Below are 22415 nucleotides of genomic sequence, written 5' to 3' on the forward strand. Positions count from 1 at the left end.
TCGGCCCCCGGAACCGAACTGAGAGGAGACACCGTGGCCGAGGCCGAGTTCCTGGCTGTACTCACCACCACGGACAGCGAGGAGAGCGCTCAGGCGCTCGCCGCGTCCGTGGTCGCGGAGCGGCTCGCTGCCTGTGCTCAGATCGACGGGCCGATCAAGAGCGTGTACCGGTGGCAAGGGAAGACCGAGACCGACGCCGAGTGGCGGGTGCTCCTCAAGACCACCGCCGTCCGGTACGGCGAGCTCGAAGCGCACATCAAGTCCCTGCACTCCTACGACACGCCCGAGATCATCGCCACCCCCATCACCGCCGGCAGCGACGAGTATCTGGCTTGGCTGCGGACCGAGACTCAGACCAGCAACTGACCCTCGCACAAGCCGAGTTCGACGAGTCCCGCCCACAGGCCGCGGGATCCGGCCTCCGGAGGCACCCTCGTACCGGCGGGTGGCGGGTGGCGAGTCACGGCGGCGACGGCGGCGGCGGCGGCGAACCGTCGCGCCACCGCCCGCCTACGCCTTGATGTCCCCGAACTCCGGCGTCTTGTCCACCAGTCCGCTGTCCTGATGGAACCGCCGCGCGACCTCGTACGGTTCCTTCGTCAGCTCCGGTGACTGCGGCATCTCCCGGCGCAGGATCGGCACGAGCGCGTCGAGGGCTTTCGGGTCGGAGTCCTTGAGGTACTTCTCCAGCAGCTGCCGCACCGTGTCCGGGTCGCCCTGCACGTCCTGCTGGGCGCGCTTGATCGCGCGCTGGAATCCCTCGACCTCCTTGCGCTTCTTCTTCAGCAGCTTCTGTGTGGAGAAGACGACACCGTGCAGCGCGCCTGTCACGTCCTTCACGTCGCCCCTCGCCGGGGATATGAGGATGCGGCCTGCGCCGACAGCCTCAACCTGCTGTCCGATGGGCTGGAAGAAGGAAAGGGCGTCCACCCGGCCGGACTTGAGCGCGCCGATGGCGGAGGTGGCCGCACTGCCGAGGTTGACGAGGGTCGCGTCCGTCTTCGCCTTCCTGCCGACCCCGTCGAAGAGGTAGGTCACCAGGGCCTCGGTGCCGCTTCCCGGGCCGGTGATGCCGATCTTCTTGCCGACCAGCGCCTTCGTACGCTCCTCCAGACTCGCACCGTCCCCCGGCCCGTCGAAGGACTTCCCCACGACGATGTCCACGTAGTACTCCGTCACGAGGCTGGAGAGGACGCGCGTCTGACCGGGCTCGGAGGACTTGGCGAGGTTGAAGGCGTCGGTGAGCACCCCCGCGCCGAGGTCGATGGAGCCGGACTTCAGGGCCGCGGCCACCTTCGCGCCGGTGCCGAGCCGGGGGCGGTCGCCGAGCTTGATGCCCTCGTCCTTGAAGTAGCCCTTCTCCTCGGCCACGAAGAGCGGGAAGAAGGCGACGGAGTTGCTGATCTGCCCGATGTTGAGCGTGCCGGCCTTCGTGGTGGATCCGTGCTTTGCGCATCCGGCGGCCAGTGGGGAGAGGAGTACGGGGGCGGCCGCGAAGGACTTCAGCAGCGTCCTGCGCTCAATGTGCTTGCCCATGGTTCACGCTCCAGTCGCATGAGTTCCAGCTCCGTTCGGAGAGGAGGGAGAGGGTGGAGTAGGGGAACGTCGCAATAGGGAAGACGGATGGCGGACGGGGACGGGGACGGCACCTGGTGCACGGGGCGGCGGGGTGATCAGCCCTGGGACTCGACGGGTTTCCACCGGTTGACGCGGCGGTCGATGAGTCCGACGAACACGTTCAACAGCCCCGCGATGACGCTCAGTACGACGAGCGTGGCGAACACGCCGGCGGTGTCGAACTGCGCGGCCGCGTCGTTGATCAGGTAGCCGAGACCCTGGTTGGAGGCCACCAGTTCGCCGATGACGGCGCCGATCAGCGCGTACGGGATGGCGACCTTGAGTCCGGTGAGCACACCCGTCATGGATGCGGGCAGCACGACCTTGACGGCGATGTCCCGCCGGCTGCCGCCCATCAGCCGCACGGCGTCGACGAGCCCGCGGTCCACTTCCCGTACTCCCGCAGCCGTGTTGAGGAACACCAGGAAGAAGACCGTGGCCGCGGCGAGAAGCACCTTCATGTGCATCCCGATGCCGAACCACACGATGAACAGCGGTGCCAGCGCGACCTTCGGGATCGAGTACAGCGCCATCATGAACGGATCCAGCACGCGGTAGGCCAACCGCAGGGAGGCCAGCACGAATCCGGCGACCGCCCCGGCCAGCGCTCCCAGCAGGAAGCCGTAGACGATCTCCTGGATCGTCACCCAGCTGTGTGTCCACAGCGTGCCGTCGCCGGACCACTCGCCGAGACGCTGTGCGATGGCGGTGGGCCTGCTGGTGAAGGTGATGTCGAAGAGGCTTCCGGCGGCTGCCTCCCAGCCGGCGAGCAGCACGACGACGAGAAGGAGTCGCAGGCCCCACACGGTCGCGGTGCGTCCGTTCCGCTGCCACCACGTGCGCTCGACGGGTATTCGCACCGGTCCGGAAGGGCTGCCCGGTCCGCCCTGGCTGCGCGTGGCGCCTTCCGGGGTCGCTTCCCCTGCCGAACCCGCCTGCGCCGCGGCGGACTTGTCCCCGGGTGCGGGTGTCACGGTCCGCTCGGTCATGACGAGCCCTCCTTCAGCGCGGCGGCCATGGCGGTGTGCAGCCGGACGAACTCCGGGTCCACGCGCAGCGTGTCCAGTGAGCGGGGCCGTGTCAGGGTGATCTGCTCGTCGGCGACGACCCGGCCGAGGCCGCCGAGCACGACGATGCGGTCACCCAGCAGCAGCGCCTCCTCGATGTCGTGCGTGACGAACACGACGGTCTGCCCGCTGCCCTGCCACAACTTCAGGAGTTCTTCCTGGAGTTCGGTGCGCAGCTGCGCGTCGAGCGCTCCGAACGGCTCGTCCATCAGCAGCGTGCGCGGTGTTCCGGCGAGCATGCGCGCCAGCGACGCGCGCCGCCGCATGCCGCCGGACAGTTCGCGCGGATAGTGCTTTCCGAAGCCTTCGAGGCCGACGCGCCGCAGCAGTTCGGCGGCCGTCCTGCGGCGCTCCTCGGTGCGTACGCCGCGGATCTCCAGCGGCATCTCGACGTTGCGCTGCACGTCACGCCACGGCATGAGGGTGTCGGACTGGGTGAGGTAGCCGATGTCGACGTTGGGGCCGGTCAGCTTCGTGCCGCGGTACGACACGACGCCCTCGGAGGGTTCGGTGAGCCCGGCGAGGAGGTTGAGCATCGTGGACTTGCCGCAGCCGCTGCGCCCGAGGACGGTGACGAAGCTGCCTTCCTCGACGGCGAGGGCGAAGTCGCGCAGGGCCACGATGGCGCTGTCGTCCTTGGCGAACTGCTTGGTGAGCCTTTCGGCACTGAGTACCGCCGTCATGTCGCAGCCCCCTCGCCCGAGTTCTCGTCCGCTTCGCGCATCCCGTACGCGTCGTAGCTGAACTCGCCGGCCGCCCAGCGCCTGCGCAGCCCGTCCTCCTTGGCGATGCGCTCCCGGACCGCTTCGAGCGCCGATGCGACGTGGGCGGCCTCGACCGCGGTGACGCCGTCGTCGTCGAGTACGAGCACGTCTGCGGGGGCGACCGTCGTACCGCCGATCCGCACGGGCACGTTCACGCTGCCGCGTTCGTTCTTGGTCGCTCCGCGGGCGCGTCGCCAGCGCGTCCACACCCCGTAGTCGAGCCGCGCCAGCTCGGCGCTGTCGCGCACGGACGCGTCGACGAGTACGGCCGCCGCGCCGCGTGCCGCGGCCTGGGTGGCGAGCAAGTCGCCGAAGAGGGCGACGGGTTCGGGCTCGGGCATGGTGAGGACGAGAACCTCGCCGGGACGAAGATGGGTCATCGCCTCGTGCACGGCACGGTTGTCGCCCTGCCCGCAGAGGGCGGTACGGGCGGGCCCGGCGATGCTGCGTCCCGTCTGCAGCGGCGTCCACTCCACGTCGAGCAGGCCGCGCCGTCCGTACGCCTCGTAGACCGTCGCCACGCCTGCCGCGGCGAGTTCCTCGACGGCCGAGGCCGTGACCGCCGCGCTCACAGCGCACCGACCACGTTGGGCAGCAGCCGGTGGAACGCCTCCGCCTGCCGGATGTCCTGGTTGCCGGTGACCTTGCGGGCGTGGTTGCCGCGCTGGTCGGCGCGCTGCGCGTAGTACTCCTGGAGGTAGCGCTGAGCGGCCATGCAGCTCATGGCTTCGGCCTTCCGGTCGAACACGGGCGTGATGTCCACGTAGACGGTCGGTACGAAGCCGCACAGTTCGGGCTGGTGGGGTTCGAAGGCCAGGAACTCCGAGGGCGGCGCCGTGCGGAATCCGCTGGCGACGCCGGCGCCGGAGGTGAGAAGCCGGGCGCGGGCCACCGCCTCGTGGGCGACCGGATGGTCCGGGTTGAACGGGTCCTTCTCCGGGTGGGTGAGCACCACGTGCGGGGCGAAGTCCCGCATCAGTTCCGCGAGTTCGGCGACGGATTCCTGGGAGACGTGGAGCGGGTAGTCGCCGAGGTCGAAGGCACGGAAGCCGGCACCGACGGCGGCGGCGGCGCTGGTCGCCTCCTCGTGGCGTATCCGCTTCACGTTCTCCTCGGTCTGGCCCTCCTCCTTCCACAGCACTCCCGACTCGCCGCGCTCTCCGTAGGTGAGCGCGACGACGAGGGCTTCGCCTCCGGTGGCGGTGTGCGCCGCGACCGTGCCGGCAGAGCGCCACACGAAGTCGGCGCTGTGGGCGCCGACGACGAGCATGCGACGCCCGCCGGTACGCTCCCCGCTCCTGCCGGGCCCGCTCATGCGAGGTTCTCCTTCCGGTGGCGGGAGGGTGCGTCCTCGAGCGGGTCGGCGCCGACGAGCCAGCGGCTGTTGTGGACGGTCATGGTGCGCACGTCGGCCTCGGAGATGCCTTCCTCCAGCAGAAGGTCGGCGCAGACGGCGAGTCCGTCCTCGACGGGCGGGTTGAACGGCTGGCCGAGGTCGCTGGAGATCACGGAGTTCTCGGGACCGGCCTCCCGTACGGCACGGAACCAGGTCTCCCAGGCGACCTTTCCGGTGTAGGGCGTGGTGAAGCAGCGCTCCAACAGGGCGCCCCGGGCGGCCAGTTCGCGCTGCCGGTCGAGGGCGACGCGCTGCGACGTGAACTCGGGGTGCGTGACGACCATCCGCCGGACGCCCTCTTCGGCGGCGGCCTCGACGACGGCGGCTATCTCGTCGGCGTGGAGATGGCCGGTGGCGAGCACCATGTCGTGGCGGGCGATCAGCCGGAAGACCTGCCGTGCGGCGGGAACGACATCGCCGCCGGGGGTGACGACCTCGACGGGGTCGGCGGCCATGCCGTCGGCGCGCAGGTCGTCCTGGAGCCTGGCCCACATCGGAGGCGTGGCGCCCTCCGGCTCACGGGCCTGGCACTGGCGCTGGTTGGCGCTGTCGACGGTGGGAAGCCAGACGAACTTCGCGCCTCCGCGCCCGGCGATCTCCACGGCGACCGGATTGAGGCCGCCGACGGAGGCGTTGAGGGTGATCGCGCCGAGAGCAGTGGCACGGGGCTCGGCGCGGCGGACGACGGCGGCACGCTCGGCGGTCGGCGCGTAGTGCGACTTGAGCACGAAGCCCGCGAGCCCCACGTCCGCGAATCGCCCGGCGAGAGTCACGTCGTCGATGCGGCGGCTCATCACGTCCGGCGCGACGTGGATATGCACGTCGTACGCGCCGCGCACCAGCTCTCTCGCCCGCTCGGACGGCTGGGGGTGCTCCGTCATCCCGCTCCTTCGCAATCCTTTGCAGCCATAATCTCCGCTCAGATTGTTAACAATCTTGGCTACAGGGGTCAAGGGGTGCGTCAAAAGAAGGGGTGCGTCAGAGAAAGCCCTGCGGGCAGGACGGGGTGAGCGGTGGGACGCAGGGCCCCCGCTACAGGAAGCCCTCACGGGGAGCCGGAACGGGACGGGACGGAGGCACCCCGCGGGAACGGAGCCCGGAAGGGAGCCTGAAGCGCAGCAGGCCGGGCCCCGCGACCGGAAAGGGACGACCGGCGGAACACCCACGGGCCCCGCGACAGGCAGCACGGAAGACCCGGAGGAGCGGGCGGCACCGGCAGTCGGGACGGGTGACCGGGACGGGAGACGGGGGCCGGGACAGGGGCCCGGAGGAATATGCACAGCCGGGGGCGGGAGGACTGCACGGAAGGCCCGGAATGGAGGACCCGGAGCGGGCCCCGGAACGGAAAGCCCCGGCGGGACGGGCAGGCACCCCCGGACCGGGCCAGGGGCGACCGGGGCGGCAGGGCGACCCGGGGCCGAGCGGGGTGGCGCGGAAGGCCCGGCGCGGGGACACCGGGGCCGCCGCCCCGCCCGGGGCCGGAATCAGCGCACCGGGCGGGACACTGTTCGGCGCACCGAACGGACCCGGCTCAGCCCGCCGGGCCGGCCCCGCTCACTTCACGGGGCCGCCGCCCGATCGGTCGACCTCCTTCAACGCCTCGATGACGCTGCGCAGATGGGCGCGGGCCGCCGCCTCCGCGGCCTCCGCGTCGTGCGTGCAGACGGCGTCGATGATCGCGAGGTGCTCCGGCAGGGACACCGACGGGCGCCCGGGGTGCATGGCCAGACGGAACTGGTGGCGCACGTTCTGCCCCCGCAGCCGCTCCAGAATCCGCGAGGCGGTCCCCTGGCCGCCGATCTCCCGTACACGGCGGTGGAGTTCCTGGTTGAGGGAGGAGTAGCCGAGCAGGTCGCCCTCGGCGACCGCTTCGCGCATGGAGCTGCCGATCGACCGCAGTTCGCGGATCTCCTCGCCGGTCACGGCCCTTGCCGCCTTGGCCGCACAGAGCCCTTCCAGCACCATCCGGACCTCGGAGATCTCGACGGCCTCGTCCAGGGAGACGGCACGCACGCGCGCTCCGCGGTTCTGTATGCGCTCGACGAGTCCCTCGTTGGCCAGCTCCAGCAGCGCCGAGCGCACGCTGGCCCGGCCGGCGCCGAACTGCGTGGACAGATCGGCCTCGACGAGCCGCTGGTTCGGCACGAACTCGCCGCGGATGATCGCTTCACGGATGGCCTCCACCAGGGGCACTCCGGCCCCGTTCCGCGCCCCGTCCTCTGCCACGTCCGCTCCGGCTCCTCTCCGTTCCGCATTTCCGTCCGCACATGCGCACGTGCGCCAAAGATGCGCACCGATATTGTCAACAATATTGTGCGCGTTTAGTGTACAGGCATGTCCTCCGACGCGACCTCCGAAACCGTCGTCGCCGTCCTCGGTCTGGGCGAGGCGGGCAGTGCGCTCGCGGGCGATCTGGTCCGGGCCGGTGCAACGGTACGGGGCTACGACCCGGCCCCGGTGCCCCTTCCCGAAGGTGTGCGGGAGGCGCGGAGCGAAGCGGACGCCGTGACGGGCGCGCATCTGGTCCTCAGCGTCAACAGCGCCTCGGCCGCGCACGACGCGCTCCGCGCCGGTGCGCGCGCCGCCTCGCCGACGGCCGTCTGGGCCGACCTCAACACCGCCTCGCCCGGGGCGAAACGGGCCCTCGCCGCCATCGCCGCAGCACACGGTCCGATGTTCGCGGATGTCGCGATCATGGCACCGGTTCCGGGACGGGGCCTGCGCGTACCGATGCTGGCCTGCGGGCCGGGCGCCGCACGCACCGCCGAACTCCTGGTGCCGCTGGGGGCGTCGGTCGGCACCGTCGAGGGAGGGCCCGGCGCCGCCGCCGAACGGAAGCTGCTGCGCAGCGTGTTCTTCAAGGGCCTCGCCGCGGCCGTGGTCGAAGCACTCGCGGCGGGCCGCGCGGCGGGCTGCGAGGACTGGCTGCGGGAGAACATCGCCGCCGAACTCGGCCGGGCCGGCGCGGCCACGGTCGACCGGCTGGTCGAGGGCACCCACCGCCACGCCGTGCGCCGTACGTCAGAAATGGCCGCCGCGACGGAGATGCTTCGCGAACTCGGCGTCGAGCCCGCGGTCTCCGCCGCCAGCCGCGACCTGCTGGCACGGCTCGCCGCGGACGAAAGCCGCTCACACGGCGGTAGTTGAGCCCGAAGCGGCCGGCACCTCTCAACGCCTCCGGGCGCCCCGGGCTTCAGCGCGACCCCGCCCGCTGCCTCGCGGCGGCACGTGCTCCGTGCCGTCGGACTGCAAGTCACCGGATTCCCGCCGAAGGCGGCAGGGGAAGGCTCCGACCCGCCGGGCGAAGCCCGGCACCCCGGCCGCCCGCCGCCATCGGTGAGGGCAGCTCTACCCCACGGCCTTCGCCGCCGCCCTGCCCGCCGTGCGTCCCGAGAAGATGCAGCCGCCGAGGAAAGTCCCCTCCAGCGACCGGTATCCGTGCACGCCGCCGCCCCCGAACCCGGCGGCCTCGCCCGCCGCGTACACGCCGGGCAGCGGCTCGCCGCCCTCGCTGAGCACCCGCGCGTCCAGGTCGGTCTCCAGTCCGCCGAGCGTCTTGCGCGTGAGGATGTTGAGCCGCACGGCGATGAGCGGCCCGGCCTTCGGATCGAGGAGCCGGTGCGGCGTCGCGACACGGATCAGCTTGTCGCCCAGGTACTTGCGTGCGCCGTGGATCGCCGTCACCTGGGAGTCCTTGGTGAAGGGGTTGGTGATCTCCCTGTCACGGGCCTCGATCTCGCGCCTCAGCCCGGCCTCATCGATGAGCTTCCGGCCGGTCAGTTCGTTCATCCGCCGTACCAGTGAGCCGAGTTCGCGTTCGATGACGAAGTCGGCTCCCTGGTCCATGAACGCCTGTACGGGGCCGGGCGCACCGGACCCGACCCGGGCCAGCAGCAGCCGCAGGTCACGTCCCGTCAGGTCAGGGTTCTGCTCGGAGCCGGAGAGCGTGAACTCCTTCTCGATGATCTTCTGACTGAGCACGAACCAGGTGTGGTCGTGGCCCGAGTGCATGATGTGGTCGAGCGTGCCGAGCGTGTCGAAGCCCGGGTAGAGCGGCACGGGCAGCCGCTTGCCGGTGGCGTCGAGCCACAGTGACGACGGCCCGGGCAGGATGCGGATGCCGTGCAGGTTCCAGATGGGGCTCCAGTTCTCGATGCCCTCGGTGTAGTGCCACATCCGGTCGCGGTTGATGATGCGGCCGCCCGCTTCCTCGGTGATGCCGAGCATCAGTCCGTCGACGTGCGCGGGAACCCCGGAGAGCATCCGGGCGGGCGGAGTGCCCAGCCGCTCCGGCCAGTTGGCGCGCACCAGTTCGTGGTTGCCGCCGATGCCGCCTGAGGTGACCACGACGGCCTGCGCCCTCAGCTCGAACGTGCCGGTCACCTCGCGGCTGCTCGCCGTGCCCCGCTCGGCGTCGCTCGGCTCCAGCACCTCGCCGGTGACCGTGTCGACCGTGCCGGAGCTGCGGGCCAGGCCCGTGACCCGGTGCCGGAAGCGCAGTTCGACGTTGCCGCGTTCGACGCCGGCCCGCACGCGCCGTTCGAAGGGCTCGACGATGCCGGGGCCCGTCCCCCACGTGATGTGGAAGCGGGGCACCGAATTGCCGTGGCCCGTCGCTCCGTAGCCGCCGCGCTCGGCCCAGCCGACGACCGGGAAGATCTTCAGGCCCTGGCCGCGCAGCCACGACCGCTTCTCACCGGCCGCGAAGTCGACGTACGCCTCCGCCCAGCGCCTCGGCCAGTGGTCCTCCTCGCGGTCGAAGCCCGCGGTACCGAGCCAGTCCTGCCAGGCCAGCTCGTGGCTGTCCCGGATGCGCATGCGGCGCTGTTCCGGGGAGTCGACGAAGAAGAGCCCGCCGAAGGACCAGTGGGCCTGCCCTCCGAGGGACTGCTCCGGTTCCTGGTCCAGCAGGAGCACCTTCCGCCCCGCGTCGGCCAGTTCGGCCGTCGCCGCGAGCCCCGCGAGTCCCGCTCCGATCACGATGACATCGGCGTCGTACGCCATGCGTCCCACCTGTTCCGCGCCCGGCTGTCCACCCTGAAGATCTGGTGACGGGAGGGTATGCCCACCCGGACGTGGGCGGCACCCCGGGGCAGCGGGTTCCGGCGGCGTGTCCGCGGAGCCGGTGAGGGGCGGGGCGACTGGTCGGCTTCACCGGCCCGAACAGCGCACCGAGCCCCAGAGACGACGTCGTCACGGAAATCACGAACCCTGACGCACACCGCTGGCTCACCGGGTGACCCCGGTTCCCGTTCGGCGCACCCTGCCGTAAACAGACGTGCGCGCTGACCGCGATGAATCCCTTCCCCACCCGCCCGGTCGAGTCTCGGCGCCGGAGACCCGGGAACGTGGCAGCCCGATCAGGCTCCACACTTCCTGCAAGGGAGAAGAGATGGCCTCGACCAGATCCGTCGTCAAGTACCTCCTCAGTACCGGGACGGTCGCCCTGATGTGGGCGACCGGCCTCGCCGCACCGGCGTCGGCCACCCAAGCGGTGATCGTCGTGGGGACACAGAGCCCAACGTGCTCGAATCCCCAGTTCTCGACGATTCAGGCAGCAGTCACGGCCGCGACAGCCGGCGACACCATCCGCGTCTGCGCCGGTACCTACAACGAAGCAGTGACCGTGACCAAGTCACTGGTCTTCCGCGGAGCAAAGGCAGGCGTGGACGCTCGCGGCGGCCGCACGAATCCCGCCCAGGAATCCATCGTGCAGCCCGGCGCGTCCACCGGTTTCACGGTCGCATCCGGGGTCAGCGACGTGACCATCGACGGGTTCACGATCCAGAACTAGGCAGCCGACGGAATCGACACGCTCTCGGCCGGGAGCGACTTCACCATCGCCAACAACATCATCACGGGAAACCGGATCGGGATCAATTTCCGTTCCCCGGGCACGGCCTCGACCCCGTCGGTGATTCGGACCAATCGGATCGTGAACAACAACAACAGCATCCCGGACGGTGGCGGATCGGGCGTCTTCTTCGGCGGCGACGAGGGCACCAACAACACGTCGATCATCCGGAACCGCTTCGGCGGTCACGTCAACGCGGACGTCAACACGCAGGGAGTCCTGGGCGGCGGAGACCCTGCGGAAGCGCTGACCATCGCCAGCAACACAAGCGCGGACAGCGCCACATTCCTCGTGCTGGTCAATGCCAACGACCCGAAGGTCATCAGCAACCAGATCACCAAGAACCCCGCACTGGATCCCGGCAGCGCCATGCTCATCGACACGAAAACCGATGACGCACAAGTCCTGAGCAACATCATCACGGGCGGCCAAGGCACGGGCATCCGGGTGGCAGCGCTGTTCGGCCCGGACGCCAGCACCGACCTGAGGGTCTCGAAGAACATCATCCAATCCCGCACCAACGGTGTCCTCATCGAGGAGCTGGACTCCGGCAGGTTCTCCTCCAACGTCATCCAGGAGAGCACCGCCAACGGCATCCAGGTGGACGCGACGGTGGACCCGGTCACCCCCCTGCTGTTCTCCGGCAACGTCGCCCAGGACAGCGGCACATGGGACGCCAGGGATGAAACCACCGACGGCGGCACAGCCGGTACGGCCAACATCTGGCAGGGGAACGTGTGCCCTCAGGACTCCCCGAACGGCATCTGCGTCTGAGGACGGCTGCGGATTGAGCGAGAAGGCATGAGCCCGGTGGCGCGGGCGGACCCGGAGCAGGTCCGCCCGCGCCACCGGTGTCCCGGCACGGCTCCGGGACACCGGGCATCATCCTGTGCAGGAATCCGCGCTACTCAGCATGGGAGTCACGGTGACAGATCCGATGACGGAAGAAGCCCTCTCGGCGGACGAGTTGCTCGACATCGTCGACGAGGACGACCGCGTCGTGGGGCAGGCTCCGCGCGGTGAGGCCATGGCGCGGCGGCTGCGGCACCGGTCCACGTCCGTCCAGGTGCGCGACCCGCTGGGCCGGACCTTCGTGCACCGCCGCACACCGCGGAAGCTGGTCTTCCCCTCCATGTACGACGTGGTGGTCGGCGGCGTCGTCGGAGCGGGCGAGAGCTACGACGACTGTGCTCTGCGGGAGGCCGAGGAAGAACTGGGCGTAAGGGGGCTGCCCGCACCCGAGCCGCGCTTCACCTTCCTGTACGAGTCGCCGGAGCACACCTGGTTCCTGCGGGTCTACGAGCTCGTGTGCGAGCTGCCTGTACGGCCGCAGCCGGAGGAGATCGACTGGTGGGACTTCCTCCCGGAGGAAGAGCTGGAGCGGCGGCTGACACTGCCGCAGTGGCAGGTCGTACCTGACGGACTGGAGTGCCACCGGAGGCTCCGTGCCAGGCGCGGGGCGGGCGACGGCGGCTGAACCGCCCCTGCGCCGCCGGGCGTCACGCGACAGCACAATCCGCTCAAGTACGCCACCCGGGCGCAGTCACTCATGCGTGCATTGAGTACGCATACCGATGCTTCGCCCCTTTTCCTGCGGCAATGTGAGGTCCGCTGAGGCCCACGGGGGGCCACGGATCTCAGTCACCAGGGGGAAGTTGATGAACACAGCCGTTCGTACCGTCGCCGCCGGCGGCTTCGCCGCCCTTCTCATCGCGACCGCCGGGGCCGGTTCGGCCGGGGCCGCGCCCGCTGCCGCGTCGCCTGCCCGCTCCGGGGCCGGGGCAGGTTCCGGCGACACGGCAACGTCCGTGTTCCAGGCCAGGGATGCCAGGAGCAGCGACGTCATCACCTGCAAGATCACGACGCACACGCCGCACTACTCCCACCACGCCCACGCCGACAACAAGCACCGCGTCAACGTCACCGCCGACATCAAGTGCTCGAAGAAGGTCTCGAAGCTCTCCATCCAGGTCGGTCTCTACAAGAACGGGAGGATCTACAAGAAGAGCGCCGTGAAGAGCTCGGCCGGCAAGAACCGCGTGAGCCAGAACGCCGCACGCCGGTGCGTGAAGAAGCAGACGTACACCGGCCTCGCCAACGGCCTGGTGACGTTCCCGCCCAACTACACACCGCGGACCAAGAAGGTCAGCCACCGAAGCTCGGACGAGGTGATCCGTGCGTGCAAGAAGAAGTGACCCCCCGGCGGTGACGCGCACGCGACGGTGACGCCTCCTGCGCGTCTCACCCGCGCAGAGCGCCCGGCACGTCGACCGCCAGCGCCTCGAGGCGGTCTCCGCCCGTCAGATCCCCGATCAGACGGGCGGACCCGCCGACGAAGGTGGAGTCCAGGTCGACGTCGGTCGCCACGCACCATGACCGGTCCCCCGGCCACCACAGGTTGGGCGACTGGGGGAAGAAGAAACCGGCACCCCGCTCCCCCATGTCGGCCGCTGCCCCGACGGGGCCCTCGTAGAGCAGGTAGGCGCGGCTTCCCAGGTCCGCTCGCGGGACGTCGTCGCCGCAGCCGATCCAGCCCCAGCCGTCCCACAGGCCCATGACGCAGTGCTCCGGATCGCTCGTGTGAGAGGCGAGCACGTCGCAGAGGACCGGCAGCAACTCCTCGGGGAACGACCCTTGACGGGGTTCCGCCTCGACCGTGCCGGCGATCTCGGCGAACCGCGTCCCCGCCCCCAGGTCCCGTCCCGACCGCGCCGCGATGTCGCGCCAGGTCAGAAACCCGCCCCCGGCGGCCTCGGCGGGGTGCAACACCCGTGCGTACGCCTCGAACCCGGCCGGCAGCGGCGTCGGGACGGCCGGTGAGAGGTCCCGTGCGCTCTCCTCGACCCAGCGTGCGGGGGCGGTGTCGTCGATGTGCCGGAGGCGGTTCCCCTGCCCCGGTGCTGCTGCCGATGCCCTCACCTGTCCGCTCCCCCTGAGACCTCGCGGGGCCGCCGGCCCCCGTACACGTTCCGCTCCTCCGCCCGCGACGAGCGGAAATCCAGTATGAGCCCTCGGCTGCAGCCGCACCCCGGAGCGAGGGCCCGTAGGCTCGTCGGCATGATCGACCGGCTCAAGGCGACACTCCGGCTGTGGTTCGCACCTCAGCAACTTCAGGCTGAGGGCACCACGCCCGACTACCGCTTCTCGCTCGCCAACGAGCGCACCTTCCTCGCCTGGATCCGCACCGCGCTGGCACTCGTCGCGGGCGGCATCGCCGTGGACCAGTTCCTCACCGAACTGAGCTGGGCCGTACGCACGGCGATCGCGGTGGCGGTGCTGGCATTCGGCGCGCTGTGCGCGTTCCGCGCCGTCAACCACTGGATGCGCTGCGAGCGCGCGATGCGGCGCGATGAGGACCTTCCCGTCTCGCGCTTCCCGGTGCTGCTGGCGACGGCGACGGCGGTCGCCGCGCTTCTGGTGCTCATCGCCCTGCTGGTGGGAGGCGGCCGGTGAATGCGGGCGGGGCGCCGAACACCCGCACCGGCGACCCCGCCGCCCAGCCGGAACGGACACGTTTCGCCTGGCGCCGCACCACGCTCACGTTCGCCGTCGCCGTCGCCCTCGGTGTGCGTGCGGCGGTGCACGGGGGCGACGGCGTCTCGGCCGCCGAAGCGGCCGCAGCCGCCGTCGGCGCCCTGGCATGGCTGGTGTTCCTGGTACTGGCCCACCGCCGCATCCGAGCCATGGAGGCGGACCGGCCCCCAGTCGTGGGGGCGGGGACCGTACGGGCTGCGGCACTGTGCACACTGGCCATGGCGACGGTTGGAGTGGTCTTGCTGTGGTGAACGACGAAAGCGGACGCGCGGAACGGCCCGGGGCGGCCGGGGGAGACGGGACCGCCGACGGCGGGCGGACACCCCTGGTCGTGGTGATGGGGGTCTCCGGCTCGGGCAAGTCAACCGTGGGCGAGTTGCTCGCGGAGCGGCTGGCAGTGCCGTACGCCGAGGCCGACTCCTTCCATCCGCCGGAGAACATACGGAAGATGTCCGCCGGCACACCGCTCGACGACGAGGACCGGCGCCCGTGGCTCGACGCCATCGCCGCCTGGCTCTCCGAACACGCGGAACGCGGCGGCGTCGTGAGCTGCTCAGCGCTGCGGCGCCGGTACCGCGAGCGGCTGCGCGCGAGCGGCGCGCCGATGTTCTTCCTGCATCTGGACGGCCCGGAGGAGCTGATCGCCGAGCGGCTGGAGGGCCGCAAGGGCCACTTCATGCCCCGTTCGCTGCTGCGTTCGCAGTTCGCGACGCTGGAGCCGCTGGAGCCGGACGAGCGGGGGGCGGCGGTCGCCGTCGGGGGGAACCCGCAGGAGGTCACGGACCGGGCACTCGCCGCGCTCGCGCCGTAGCCGCGACGCCGAACGCACTGACAAGCTTTGAGCGTTGTGACACGTGGCCGGGACCGCAGGACGGGCGGAACCGCCGACGGTCCGTCACCGGTCAGACGGCAGTCAGGCGGCAGGCGGCAGGCGGCAGGCGGCAGGCGGCAGGCCAGAACGAGGGAGAGCAGCGCATGACGTCTGCGTCAGCGGCGGAGGCGGGCGAGAGCGCCCCGGCGCCGGGTGAGCCGTACACGGAGGAACTCGCCGGCGGGGTCCACGCCTACATCCAGCCCGACGGCGGCTGGTGCCTCAGCAACGCGGGCTGGATCAGCGACGGCGGCGAGACGCTGCTCGTGGACACCGCGGCCACGGAACGCCGGACCAGGGCCCTGCGCACGGCACTTGTGGCGAGCGGTGCGCCCCTGCCCGCCACCGTCGTCAACACCCACCACCACGGCGACCACACGTACGGCAACGCGCTGTTCACGCCCGGCGCGACCGTCGTCGGCCACGAGACCTGCCGGCGGGAGACGCTGGCCGCCGGGCACCAGCTCCACGAGATCTGGCCCGGCGTCGACTTCGGCGACATCCGCATCACCGCGCCCACCCTCACCTACCGCGACGAACTGACGCTGCACGTCGGCCGAACCGAAGTGCGCCTGCTGCACCCCGGCGTCGCGCACACGGCCGGCGACACCGTGGTCTGGCTGCCGGAGCAGAGCGTGGTCTTCACCGGCGACATCGTCTTCCACCGCGGCACCCCCTTCGTCCCGATGGGCTCGCTCAGCGGTTCGCTGCACGCGCTGGACCGGCTGCGGGCGCTGGGAGCGCACACCGTCGTACCCGGCCACGGCCCGCTCGCCGGGCCGGAGGTGTACGACACCGTGGAGCGCTGTCTGCGGTACGTCGACGAGGTGGCCCGTGCGGCGCACGGGCGCGGGCTCACACCTCTGGAGGCCGCGCGCGAGGCGGGGCCCGGCGAGTTCGCCGAACTGGCCGAGAGCGAGCGGCTGGTGGCGAACGTGCACCGCGCTTACGCCGAGCTGGAGGGGCGTCCTCCGGGAGACCCTCTCGACATCCTCTCCGTGTGGGCGGACATGGAGCAGCTGAACGGCGGCAGGCCGGTCGCGTGCCACGCGTGAGCCGCCGCCCGCCGCCCGCCGCGGCGCCGGGTCAGCCGAGCCGGGTGGCGGTTCGCCGGGTCCGGGTGGCGGTTCGCGGGTGTGTCTCGTCACATGCGGGCCGTCCGGCGGGGTATGTGGCGCCGTACCCCTGGACGCCATACCGACTAGTCGGCATGATCGTGCCAACCGCCGTCCCACGGCCGTCAGTCAGCCGTCCCGTTCCCGTCCCCGGTCTCCGCTAACCCGTCCTCCCGCCTCCCGTCCTCCCGTTCCCCGGCGTCCACTCCCCTGTCACCCACTCCCCGTCCCCGACCCACTCACGCAGAAGGAGCGCTCACGATGAGCAAGGAGAATCCGCCCGGGCTCGATCCGGAGCGGCTCGCCGCACATCTGGACCGGGAGCGGCCGGGCCTGGTACGGGGGCCGCTGGAGGCAGAGGTGATCCAGGGCGGCCGGTCGAACCTCACGTACCGGGTGACGGACGGGGTGAACCGCTGGGTCGTGCGGCGCCCGCCCCTGGGTCATGTGCTGGCCACGGCGCACGACATGACGCGCGAGTACCGCGTGATCAGCGCCCTTCGGGGCACGGACGTGCCGGTGCCCGGCACGGTGCTGCTGTGCGAGGACGAGGACGTGCTCGGTTCGCCCTTCTACGTCATGGAGGAGGTGGAGGGCACCCCGTACCGCACGGCCGGTGAACTGGCCGCGATCGGCCCGGAGCGCACTCGCGAGCTGGCGCTGGCGCTGCCCGACACGCTCGTCGCACTGCACTCCGTGGACCCGGCGGAGGTGGGGCTGGGGGACTTCGGGCGCCCGGAGGGCTTCCTGGAGCGGCAGTTGCGCCGCTGGGGCAAGCAACTGGAGGCCTCCCGCAGCCGGGAACTGCAAGGGATCGACGAACTCCACGCGTCCCTGGGGCAGCAGCTGCCCGACTCCCCCGGACCGGCCGTCGTGCACGGCGACTTCAGGCTCGACAACGTGCTGGCCGGCGCGGACGACAAGATCGCCGCCGTACTCGACTGGGAGATGTCCACCCTCGGCGATCCGCTGACCGACCTGGGCCTGCTGGTGATGTACAGCGAGCCGCTGAACGTCCCTGACGCGCCGGTCAGTTCGACGGCGGAGGCCCCCGGGCACCCCTCGCCGGGCGAGCTGATCGAGCGCTATGCCGCCGGCTCGGGCCGGGACGTCTCACGCATCAACTGGTACACGGCCTTCGCCTGGTTCAAGCTCGCGGTGATCCTGGAGGGCATCCACTACCGCTACACGCTCGGCCAGACGGTCGGGACCGGCTTCGACCGGATAGGCGGCCTCGTCCCGGTCTTCATCGACAACGGACTCACCACGCTGCGGAAGGGATGAGCAGTGGACTTCGCATTCGACGCCCGCACGGAGGAACTGCGCAGGAAGCTGCAGACCTTCATGGACGAGCACGTCTATCCGGCCGAGACCGTCGCCGACGAACAGCGGGCCGCGCAGGACTCACCCTGGGAGACCCCGCCCGTCGTGGAGGAGTTGAAGAGGACGGCGCGCAAGCACGGCCTGTGGAACCTCTTCCTTCCCGACCGCACCTACGGCGCCGGGCTGACGAACCTCCAGTACGCGCCCCTCGCGGAGATCCTCGGACGCAGCCCCCGGCTGGCACCGACGGCCGTCAACTGCGCCGCGCCGGACACCGGGAACATGGAGGTGCTCACCGAGTTCGGCAACGCGGAGCAGCGCAGGACCTGGCTGGAGCCGCTGCTGAGCGGCGAGATCCGCTCCGGCTTCGCCATGACCGAGCCGGACGTCGCCTCGTCCGATGCGACGAACATCGAGACCCGCATCCGGCGGGACGGCGACGACTACGTCATCACGGGCCGCAAGTGGTTCATCTCCGGTGCGATGAACCCCGACTGCAAGATCTTCATCGTCATGGGGAAGACCGACCCGGACGCCCCCGACATACGCCGCCAGCAGTCGATGGTGCTGGTGCCGCGGGACACCCCGGGTCTCGAAGTGCGCCGCGCCATGCAGGTCTACGGGTACGAGGACCACTACCACGGCGGCCATGCGGAGATCGTCTTCGACGGCGTGCGGGTGCCGAGGAGCAACCTCATCGGTGAGGAGGGCGGCGGCTTCGCCATCGCCCAGGCGCGGCTCGGGCCCGGCCGCATCCACCACTGCATGCGGCTGATCGGCATGGCGGAGCGGGCCGTCGAGCTCATGTGCCGGCGGGCGCAGGGGCGTTCGGCCTTCGGGGGGCAGCTAGCCGCGCAGGGGCAGGTGCGGGAGTGGATCGCCGACGCGCGGGTGCAGATCGAGCAGCTGCGGCTGCTGGTGCTGAAGACGGCCTGGCTGATGGACACCGTGGGCAACAAGGGCGCCCACACGGAGATCCAGGCCATCAAGATCGCCACGCCGCGTGCCGTCGTCGGCATTCTCGACCGTGCAGTGCAGCTGCACGGCGCCGGCGGCGTCAGCCAGGACTTCCCCCTCGCGGAGCTGTGGGCGGCCGCCCGAACCCTCCAGCTCGCCGACGGGCCGGACGAGGTGCACCAACGCTCCCTGGCCAAGCGGGAGTTGAAGCGGCACGCCGTCGACGGCGAGTAACCGGCCCGCCGATGTCCCGCTCCCCGGTCGCCGGCCGGGGAGCGGGGAGCGGGACCGGGGAGCGGGGCCGCGGACGGGCAGACCTTCCGCTTCCCGGCCGCCGCGACTCACCGAACCCCCTCGTCACACGGACGTCCGACGCTCCCCGTTGCGGCAGGTTCAGCGGGCCCCGGCACGGCTGCCGCCGCCAACAGAGGCCTGACAGACAGCCGCTGGGGCATTTCTCCTGGATCACCGGGCTGCTCACGCGGAGACGTTCGCCCCGGGACGGCCGTCCACGCGTTGAAAGACCCTTCAGGAACATTCCGACTCGAACGCCTGCGCCACGGCGAGGCTGTCCTCGTAGATGTGGAAGCGGACGACGAGCCCCTCGTCGAACGTGAGGTGCAGGGCGAACCGTGCCCGGTAGGCACGCCCCGTGGGGCGGGCGGTCTGCCGGATCTCACCGAGGACGACCGCGTCGTCGCCGTCGACGAGAATCCGCTCGATCCGCGTCGCCGCGCCGCCGGGAACGTGGTGTGCGGCGAGATCGCGGAAGTGGGCCGCGACTTCGGCGCGGGTGGCCCGGTGACGGATCCACGGCGTGGCGCTCCGTCCGTGCTCCTCCTCCGGCCAGTCCAGCTTCCAGTCGACCCGCTCGGCATACAGCTCGGCGATGCGCCCCGGGGCGCCCTCGGCGATCCGGGCGAGCAGTTCCTGCACGTGTGCGCGGGTGTCGGTCGGGGTTGCGAGCACGGGAAGTCTCCGTCCTGGTGGCCGGCGTCGCGCGGCGCGACGTACCGGATTCTTCCTGCGAGCGCCCACCCGATCGATTACCCGCCGGGTAATGGCCGCTTCCGGTGTTCCTCCCCGGCTTTCGGGCCGCTACGATCACTCGCATGACTGCCGGGTCGGCCGCGGGCCGCACACAGAACGGATTCCCGGCCGGCGTTTGATCACCGCGCGGGCGAGAGGCCCGCCCCCGTTACGAGAAGTGCGCACAGCCACTCGTAGCGGAAGGAGGTGAATTAATGAGCTGGCAGGAATTCCTCGCCCGTCACCAGGCAGGTGACGTCATCGAAGGCGTGGTCACCGCTGAGGTGCCGTTCGGTTCCTTCGTCGAATCGGAAGGTGTCACCGGTCTCGCGTACCAGGAGTCCTGGCCCGTGGGCACCCGCGTTTCGGTCCGCATCCTCGAGATCGATCCCGAGAAGCAGCGGTTCAGCCTGGCCTCGGCCTGAGCCCGGCACTGATCCGGGGGAACGGGACTCCCCCGGATCAGTGTGACCGCATTGTCCCGCCCCGTTCCCGCACCGGAGCGCCCCGGGCACCACTCACACGAAAGGGTCTCTGCGATGCGTGAACCGCCGCCCACCCAGACGGGCAGCAGACGCAAGCCGTGGGCGGAACTGCCGCAGCCGGTGAGGTCCGGCATCGAGGACGTCTTCGGAAGGCGGGCGGCCGTGGCCACGAGCCTGCCGGGCGGCTTCTCCGAAGGGCTCGCCGGCTCGGCGTGACGATGTATCTGCCCCGCCCGGCGACGGAGAAGACGCTGCGTACTGTGGCGGGGCACCGCCCGGGGACCACACTCGTCGTCAACTTCGTCCTTCCCGCAGGCGAGTTGGACGAGCTGGCGGCGGCCGTCACCAGGAGCGCGGCCTCGGCGGTCGCGGAGGCACACGAGCCCGTACTCGCCTGCTACACGGCCGCTGAAGCGGCATCGATGCTTCGCGATGCGGGCTTCGGCGACGTCCGCGTGCTGGACGCCCGGGCCCTCGGCCGGCGGTTCCTGACCTCGAAGGCGCAGGCCCCGCCACGGCTGCCCGGCTCGACCGTCGTCGCGGTCGCCACCGTCTGACACGGCCGGCGATGGCGATGCGCCGCCGCCGGCCGACGAGCCTCCCTCATGTCCCGCCTGTTCAGGGCTGGATGACGACCCGTCCCGTCGTGGTGCCGTCGAAGACGCGCTGGACGGCACCTGCGCATTCCTCCAGCGGCAGGCGTTCGCTGATGAGTGGCTTGACCTGGCCGTCCGCCGCGAGTGCGGTCAGTTCCTCGTGGCAGGCCTGAACGGCAGCCGGATCCTTGGTGTTGTAGAGGCCCCAGTGCAGGCCGAGGACCGAATAGTTCTTGATCAGCGCGTGATTGAGGCCCGGGGTCGGCACGGCGCCGCTCGCGAAGCCGACGACGACGATGCGGCCCTCGAAGGCGATGCACTTGACCGACTTGGCGTAGGCGTCGCCACCGACCGGGTCGTAGACGACGTCTGCGCCGCGGCCGCCCGTGGCTTCCTTCACGGCCGCCACGATGTCGTCCTCGCGCCGGTCCACGACCACGTCGCAGCCCAGCTCACGCGCCGTGTCCGCCTTGGCTTTTCCGCCCACGACGCCGATCACGCGCGCACCGGCCGCCTTGCCGAGCTGCACCGCCGCGCTGCCGACACCGCCGGCCGCCGCGTGCACCAGCAGCGTCTCGCCGCGCTGGAGCCGGGCCCGGCGGTGCAGGCCGAACCAGCCGGTCTGGTAACCGATGTGGAGCGCCGCCGACTCGGCGTCGTCCAGTGCTTCGGGCGCCTTGCGCACGCTTGCCGCGGCGACGAGCGTGGTTTCCGCGAAACCGCCCATGGGCAGCGCCGGCTGGGCTATGACGCGGGAGCCCGTCTCGGGTGCGTCGCCCTCCGGGGTGCCCTCGCCGACCGCGAGGACGTCCCCGCACAGCTCGACGCCGGGAGTGAACGGGAACGGAGGCCTGACCTGGTATTCGCCCCGGCACATGAGCGCGTCGGGAAAGTTGACGCCGGCTGCACGCACCCGCACCAGCACTTCGCCCGCGCCGGGTTCGGGGTCGGGGATGTCCTCCAGCCGCATCACCTCACGCGGCTCGCCGTTGTTGTGGACGCGCCATGCCTTCACCGGTGCTACCTCCGGAACGTAGTTGTGCCTGCTCTTCGCTCGTCTGCTCGCTCGGCCTGCCGCCCGTTGCACGGGGGCGGGCCCGTCTCCGTGTCCGTGACTGTGACTGTGCCCGCGTGTTCCGCGTCCTAAGGCCTCAGCGCCCGCAGCAGCAGGTCGGCGAGATGGTCCGCGACCTCCTGCGGAGTGAGCCGCCCCTCGGGCCGGTACCAGGTGCTCAGGTGGTGGACCGAGCCGAAGTGGTAGTCCACGACGAGGTCCGCCGGCGTCGCCCTGCTGAAGACCCCCTCGCGCTGGCCCTCGGCGACCAGGTCGCGGAAGCGTTCGTGGTAGCGGCGCCGCTCGGCGCGCACCTGCTTCTGCTTCTCGGGGCTGAGCTGGTGCATGGAGCGGAAGAAGATCCGCGCGTCGTCGAGGTTGTCGATGGTGGTCACGACGACGTCGGCGGCGGCTCTGCGCAGACGGTCCTCGACGGGCTGCTCCGCGTCCGCGTAGGTGTCCAGGCGCTCCTGCTGGAGGCGGAGCAGCCGTCCGTATATCTCGTGCAGCAGATCGTCCTTGGAGCCGAAGTAGTGGTAGAGGGCGCCCTTGGTCACCCCTGCCGCCTCGACTATCTCCTGGACGGACGTGCGGTCGTAGCCGCGTTCGGAGAACAGACGCGTCGCGGCGGCCATCAGACGCTGCGGTACGGGGACGGCAGCCGTGCCGGCCGTACTGCTCTTGCGGGCGCCGGTGCGGGGCGCCGTCCTAGGTGTGGCCATGCGCCCTCACCTGCCTTTCCTCGTGCGCCCG

General features: G+C 71.0%; 27 protein-coding genes. 15 read left to right on the top strand and 12 right to left on the bottom strand.

Annotation, left to right across the window (positions count from 1 at the left end):
• The first annotated feature begins 33 nt into the window (after positions 1-33).
• The gene (gene cutA, locus H180DRAFT_RS30620) at positions 34-366 is read left to right on the top strand and encodes a divalent-cation tolerance protein CutA (protein ID WP_055488138.1); all 333 of its coding nucleotides are present in this window, start codon (positions 34-36) and stop codon (positions 364-366) included.
• Positions 367-510: 144 nt separating this feature from the next.
• Here the strand turns inward: cutA and H180DRAFT_RS23615 are convergent, their stop codons facing one another.
• From H180DRAFT_RS23615 to H180DRAFT_RS23645, 7 genes are all read right to left on the bottom strand, one after another.
• Positions 511-1536: an ABC transporter substrate-binding protein gene (locus H180DRAFT_RS23615; protein ID WP_055488139.1), complete on the bottom strand. Its 1026-nt coding sequence runs from the start codon at positions 1534-1536 to the stop codon at positions 511-513.
• Positions 1537-1673: 137 nt separating this feature from the next.
• Complete coding sequence (locus H180DRAFT_RS23620) at positions 1674-2606, bottom strand: ABC transporter permease (RefSeq protein ID WP_079100356.1); 933 nt, start codon at positions 2604-2606, stop codon at positions 1674-1676.
• The gene (locus tag H180DRAFT_RS23625; RefSeq protein WP_055488140.1) at positions 2603-3367 is read right to left on the bottom strand and encodes an ABC transporter ATP-binding protein; all 765 of its coding nucleotides are present in this window, start codon (positions 3365-3367) and stop codon (positions 2603-2605) included. Before H180DRAFT_RS23625 ends, H180DRAFT_RS23620 begins: the two co-directional genes overlap by 4 nt.
• A complete protein-coding gene (locus H180DRAFT_RS23630; RefSeq protein ID WP_055488141.1) occupies positions 3364-4020 on the bottom strand; it encodes a 4-carboxy-4-hydroxy-2-oxoadipate aldolase/oxaloacetate decarboxylase in 657 nt (218 codons plus the stop codon). Before H180DRAFT_RS23630 ends, H180DRAFT_RS23625 begins: the two co-directional genes overlap by 4 nt.
• Positions 4017-4763 carry a PIG-L deacetylase family protein gene (locus H180DRAFT_RS23635; protein ID WP_055488142.1) on the bottom strand — a complete coding sequence of 249 codons (747 nt, stop codon included), beginning with the start codon at positions 4761-4763 and terminating at the stop codon, positions 4017-4019. Before H180DRAFT_RS23635 ends, H180DRAFT_RS23630 begins: the two co-directional genes overlap by 4 nt.
• On the bottom strand, positions 4760-5725 hold the full coding sequence (locus H180DRAFT_RS23640) for a DUF6282 family protein (protein WP_055488143.1): 966 nt from the start codon (positions 5723-5725) through the stop codon (positions 4760-4762). Before H180DRAFT_RS23640 ends, H180DRAFT_RS23635 begins: the two co-directional genes overlap by 4 nt.
• Before the next feature lie 673 nt (positions 5726-6398).
• Positions 6399-7070: a GntR family transcriptional regulator gene (locus tag H180DRAFT_RS23645; protein WP_199822512.1), complete on the bottom strand. Its 672-nt coding sequence runs from the start codon at positions 7068-7070 to the stop codon at positions 6399-6401.
• Positions 7071-7178: 108 nt separating this feature from the next.
• Here H180DRAFT_RS23645 and H180DRAFT_RS23650 point away from each other — a divergent pair, with 108 nt between their 5' ends.
• Positions 7179-7991: an NAD(P)-dependent oxidoreductase gene (locus H180DRAFT_RS23650; protein WP_055488144.1), complete on the top strand. Its 813-nt coding sequence runs from the start codon at positions 7179-7181 to the stop codon at positions 7989-7991.
• A 201-nt stretch (positions 7992-8192) separates the two neighbouring features.
• Here the strand turns inward: H180DRAFT_RS23650 and H180DRAFT_RS23655 are convergent, their stop codons facing one another.
• Positions 8193-9848 (bottom strand): FAD-binding dehydrogenase, encoded by a 1656-nt coding sequence (locus H180DRAFT_RS23655; protein WP_055488145.1) that lies wholly within the window; start codon positions 9846-9848, stop codon positions 8193-8195.
• A 388-nt stretch (positions 9849-10236) separates the two neighbouring features.
• Here H180DRAFT_RS23655 and H180DRAFT_RS23660 point away from each other — a divergent pair, with 388 nt between their 5' ends.
• The 4 genes from H180DRAFT_RS23660 to H180DRAFT_RS30135 all read left to right on the top strand — a co-directional run bounded on the left by H180DRAFT_RS23660 (position 10237) and on the right by H180DRAFT_RS30135 (position 12893).
• The gene (locus tag H180DRAFT_RS23660; protein ID WP_055488146.1) at positions 10237-10638 is read left to right on the top strand and encodes a hypothetical protein; all 402 of its coding nucleotides are present in this window, start codon (positions 10237-10239) and stop codon (positions 10636-10638) included.
• 141 nt (positions 10639-10779) lie between these two features.
• Positions 10780-11472: a right-handed parallel beta-helix repeat-containing protein gene (locus H180DRAFT_RS23665; RefSeq protein WP_055488147.1), complete on the top strand. Its 693-nt coding sequence runs from the start codon at positions 10780-10782 to the stop codon at positions 11470-11472.
• A 163-nt stretch (positions 11473-11635) separates the two neighbouring features.
• Positions 11636-12175: an NUDIX domain-containing protein gene (locus H180DRAFT_RS23670; protein ID WP_055488234.1), complete on the top strand. Its 540-nt coding sequence runs from the start codon at positions 11636-11638 to the stop codon at positions 12173-12175.
• 181 nt (positions 12176-12356) lie between these two features.
• On the top strand, positions 12357-12893 hold the full coding sequence (locus H180DRAFT_RS30135) for a hypothetical protein (RefSeq protein ID WP_055488148.1): 537 nt from the start codon (positions 12357-12359) through the stop codon (positions 12891-12893).
• 46 nt (positions 12894-12939) lie between these two features.
• Here H180DRAFT_RS30135 and H180DRAFT_RS23680 read toward each other — a convergent pair whose 3' ends face one another.
• Positions 12940-13617, bottom strand: coding sequence for a hypothetical protein (locus H180DRAFT_RS23680; protein ID WP_055488149.1), 678 nt, complete (start codon positions 13615-13617; stop codon positions 12940-12942).
• Between the two features lie 138 nt (positions 13618-13755).
• Here H180DRAFT_RS23680 and H180DRAFT_RS23685 point away from each other — a divergent pair, with 138 nt between their 5' ends.
• The 6 genes from H180DRAFT_RS23685 (at position 13756) to H180DRAFT_RS23710 (ending at position 18732) form a co-directional block, all read left to right on the top strand.
• Entirely contained in the window at positions 13756-14151 is a 396-nt protein-coding gene (locus H180DRAFT_RS23685) for a YidH family protein (RefSeq protein ID WP_055488150.1), read from the top strand.
• Complete coding sequence (locus tag H180DRAFT_RS23690) at positions 14148-14483, top strand: DUF202 domain-containing protein (RefSeq protein WP_055488151.1); 336 nt, start codon at positions 14148-14150, stop codon at positions 14481-14483. Before H180DRAFT_RS23685 ends, H180DRAFT_RS23690 begins: the two co-directional genes overlap by 4 nt.
• A gap of 86 nt (positions 14484-14569) precedes the next feature.
• Positions 14570-15043: a gluconokinase gene (locus H180DRAFT_RS23695; protein ID WP_055488235.1), complete on the top strand. Its 474-nt coding sequence runs from the start codon at positions 14570-14572 to the stop codon at positions 15041-15043.
• A gap of 164 nt (positions 15044-15207) precedes the next feature.
• A complete protein-coding gene (locus H180DRAFT_RS23700; protein WP_055488152.1) occupies positions 15208-16158 on the top strand; it encodes an MBL fold metallo-hydrolase in 951 nt (316 codons plus the stop codon).
• A gap of 321 nt (positions 16159-16479) precedes the next feature.
• Positions 16480-17502 carry a phosphotransferase family protein gene (locus tag H180DRAFT_RS23705; RefSeq protein WP_055488153.1) on the top strand — a complete coding sequence of 341 codons (1023 nt, stop codon included), beginning with the start codon at positions 16480-16482 and terminating at the stop codon, positions 17500-17502.
• Positions 17503-17505: 3 nt separating this feature from the next.
• A complete protein-coding gene (locus H180DRAFT_RS23710) occupies positions 17506-18732 on the top strand; it encodes an acyl-CoA dehydrogenase family protein (RefSeq protein ID WP_055488154.1) in 1227 nt (408 codons plus the stop codon).
• Positions 18733-19026: 294 nt separating this feature from the next.
• Here the strand turns inward: H180DRAFT_RS23710 and H180DRAFT_RS23715 are convergent, their stop codons facing one another.
• Positions 19027-19467 carry a nuclear transport factor 2 family protein gene (locus H180DRAFT_RS23715; protein ID WP_055488155.1) on the bottom strand — a complete coding sequence of 147 codons (441 nt, stop codon included), beginning with the start codon at positions 19465-19467 and terminating at the stop codon, positions 19027-19029.
• 275 nt (positions 19468-19742) lie between these two features.
• Here H180DRAFT_RS23715 and H180DRAFT_RS23720 point away from each other — a divergent pair, with 275 nt between their 5' ends.
• From H180DRAFT_RS23720 to H180DRAFT_RS23725, 3 genes are all read left to right on the top strand, one after another.
• The gene (locus H180DRAFT_RS23720) at positions 19743-19952 is read left to right on the top strand and encodes a hypothetical protein (RefSeq protein ID WP_055488156.1); all 210 of its coding nucleotides are present in this window, start codon (positions 19743-19745) and stop codon (positions 19950-19952) included.
• A gap of 114 nt (positions 19953-20066) precedes the next feature.
• On the top strand, positions 20067-20228 hold the full coding sequence (locus H180DRAFT_RS29960) for a hypothetical protein (protein ID WP_159033600.1): 162 nt from the start codon (positions 20067-20069) through the stop codon (positions 20226-20228).
• Complete coding sequence (locus H180DRAFT_RS23725) at positions 20225-20569, top strand: hypothetical protein (protein WP_139151433.1); 345 nt, start codon at positions 20225-20227, stop codon at positions 20567-20569. Before H180DRAFT_RS29960 ends, H180DRAFT_RS23725 begins: the two co-directional genes overlap by 4 nt.
• A 61-nt stretch (positions 20570-20630) precedes the next feature.
• On the opposite strand, the gene H180DRAFT_RS23730 is transcribed toward H180DRAFT_RS23725, so the two are convergent.
• Both H180DRAFT_RS23730 and H180DRAFT_RS23735 read right to left on the bottom strand, forming a co-directional pair.
• Complete coding sequence (locus H180DRAFT_RS23730; protein WP_055488158.1) at positions 20631-21623, bottom strand: NADPH:quinone oxidoreductase family protein; 993 nt, start codon at positions 21621-21623, stop codon at positions 20631-20633.
• Between the two features lie 128 nt (positions 21624-21751).
• Positions 21752-22297 (bottom strand): TetR/AcrR family transcriptional regulator, encoded by a 546-nt coding sequence (locus H180DRAFT_RS23735; RefSeq protein ID WP_055488159.1) that lies wholly within the window; start codon positions 22295-22297, stop codon positions 21752-21754.
• Between the last annotated feature and the right edge of the window lie 118 nt (positions 22298-22415).

It is taken from the genome of Streptomyces sp. WMMB 322 (genome assembly GCF_900090145.1).
GTDB lineage: Bacteria > Actinomycetota > Actinomycetes > Streptomycetales > Streptomycetaceae > Streptomyces.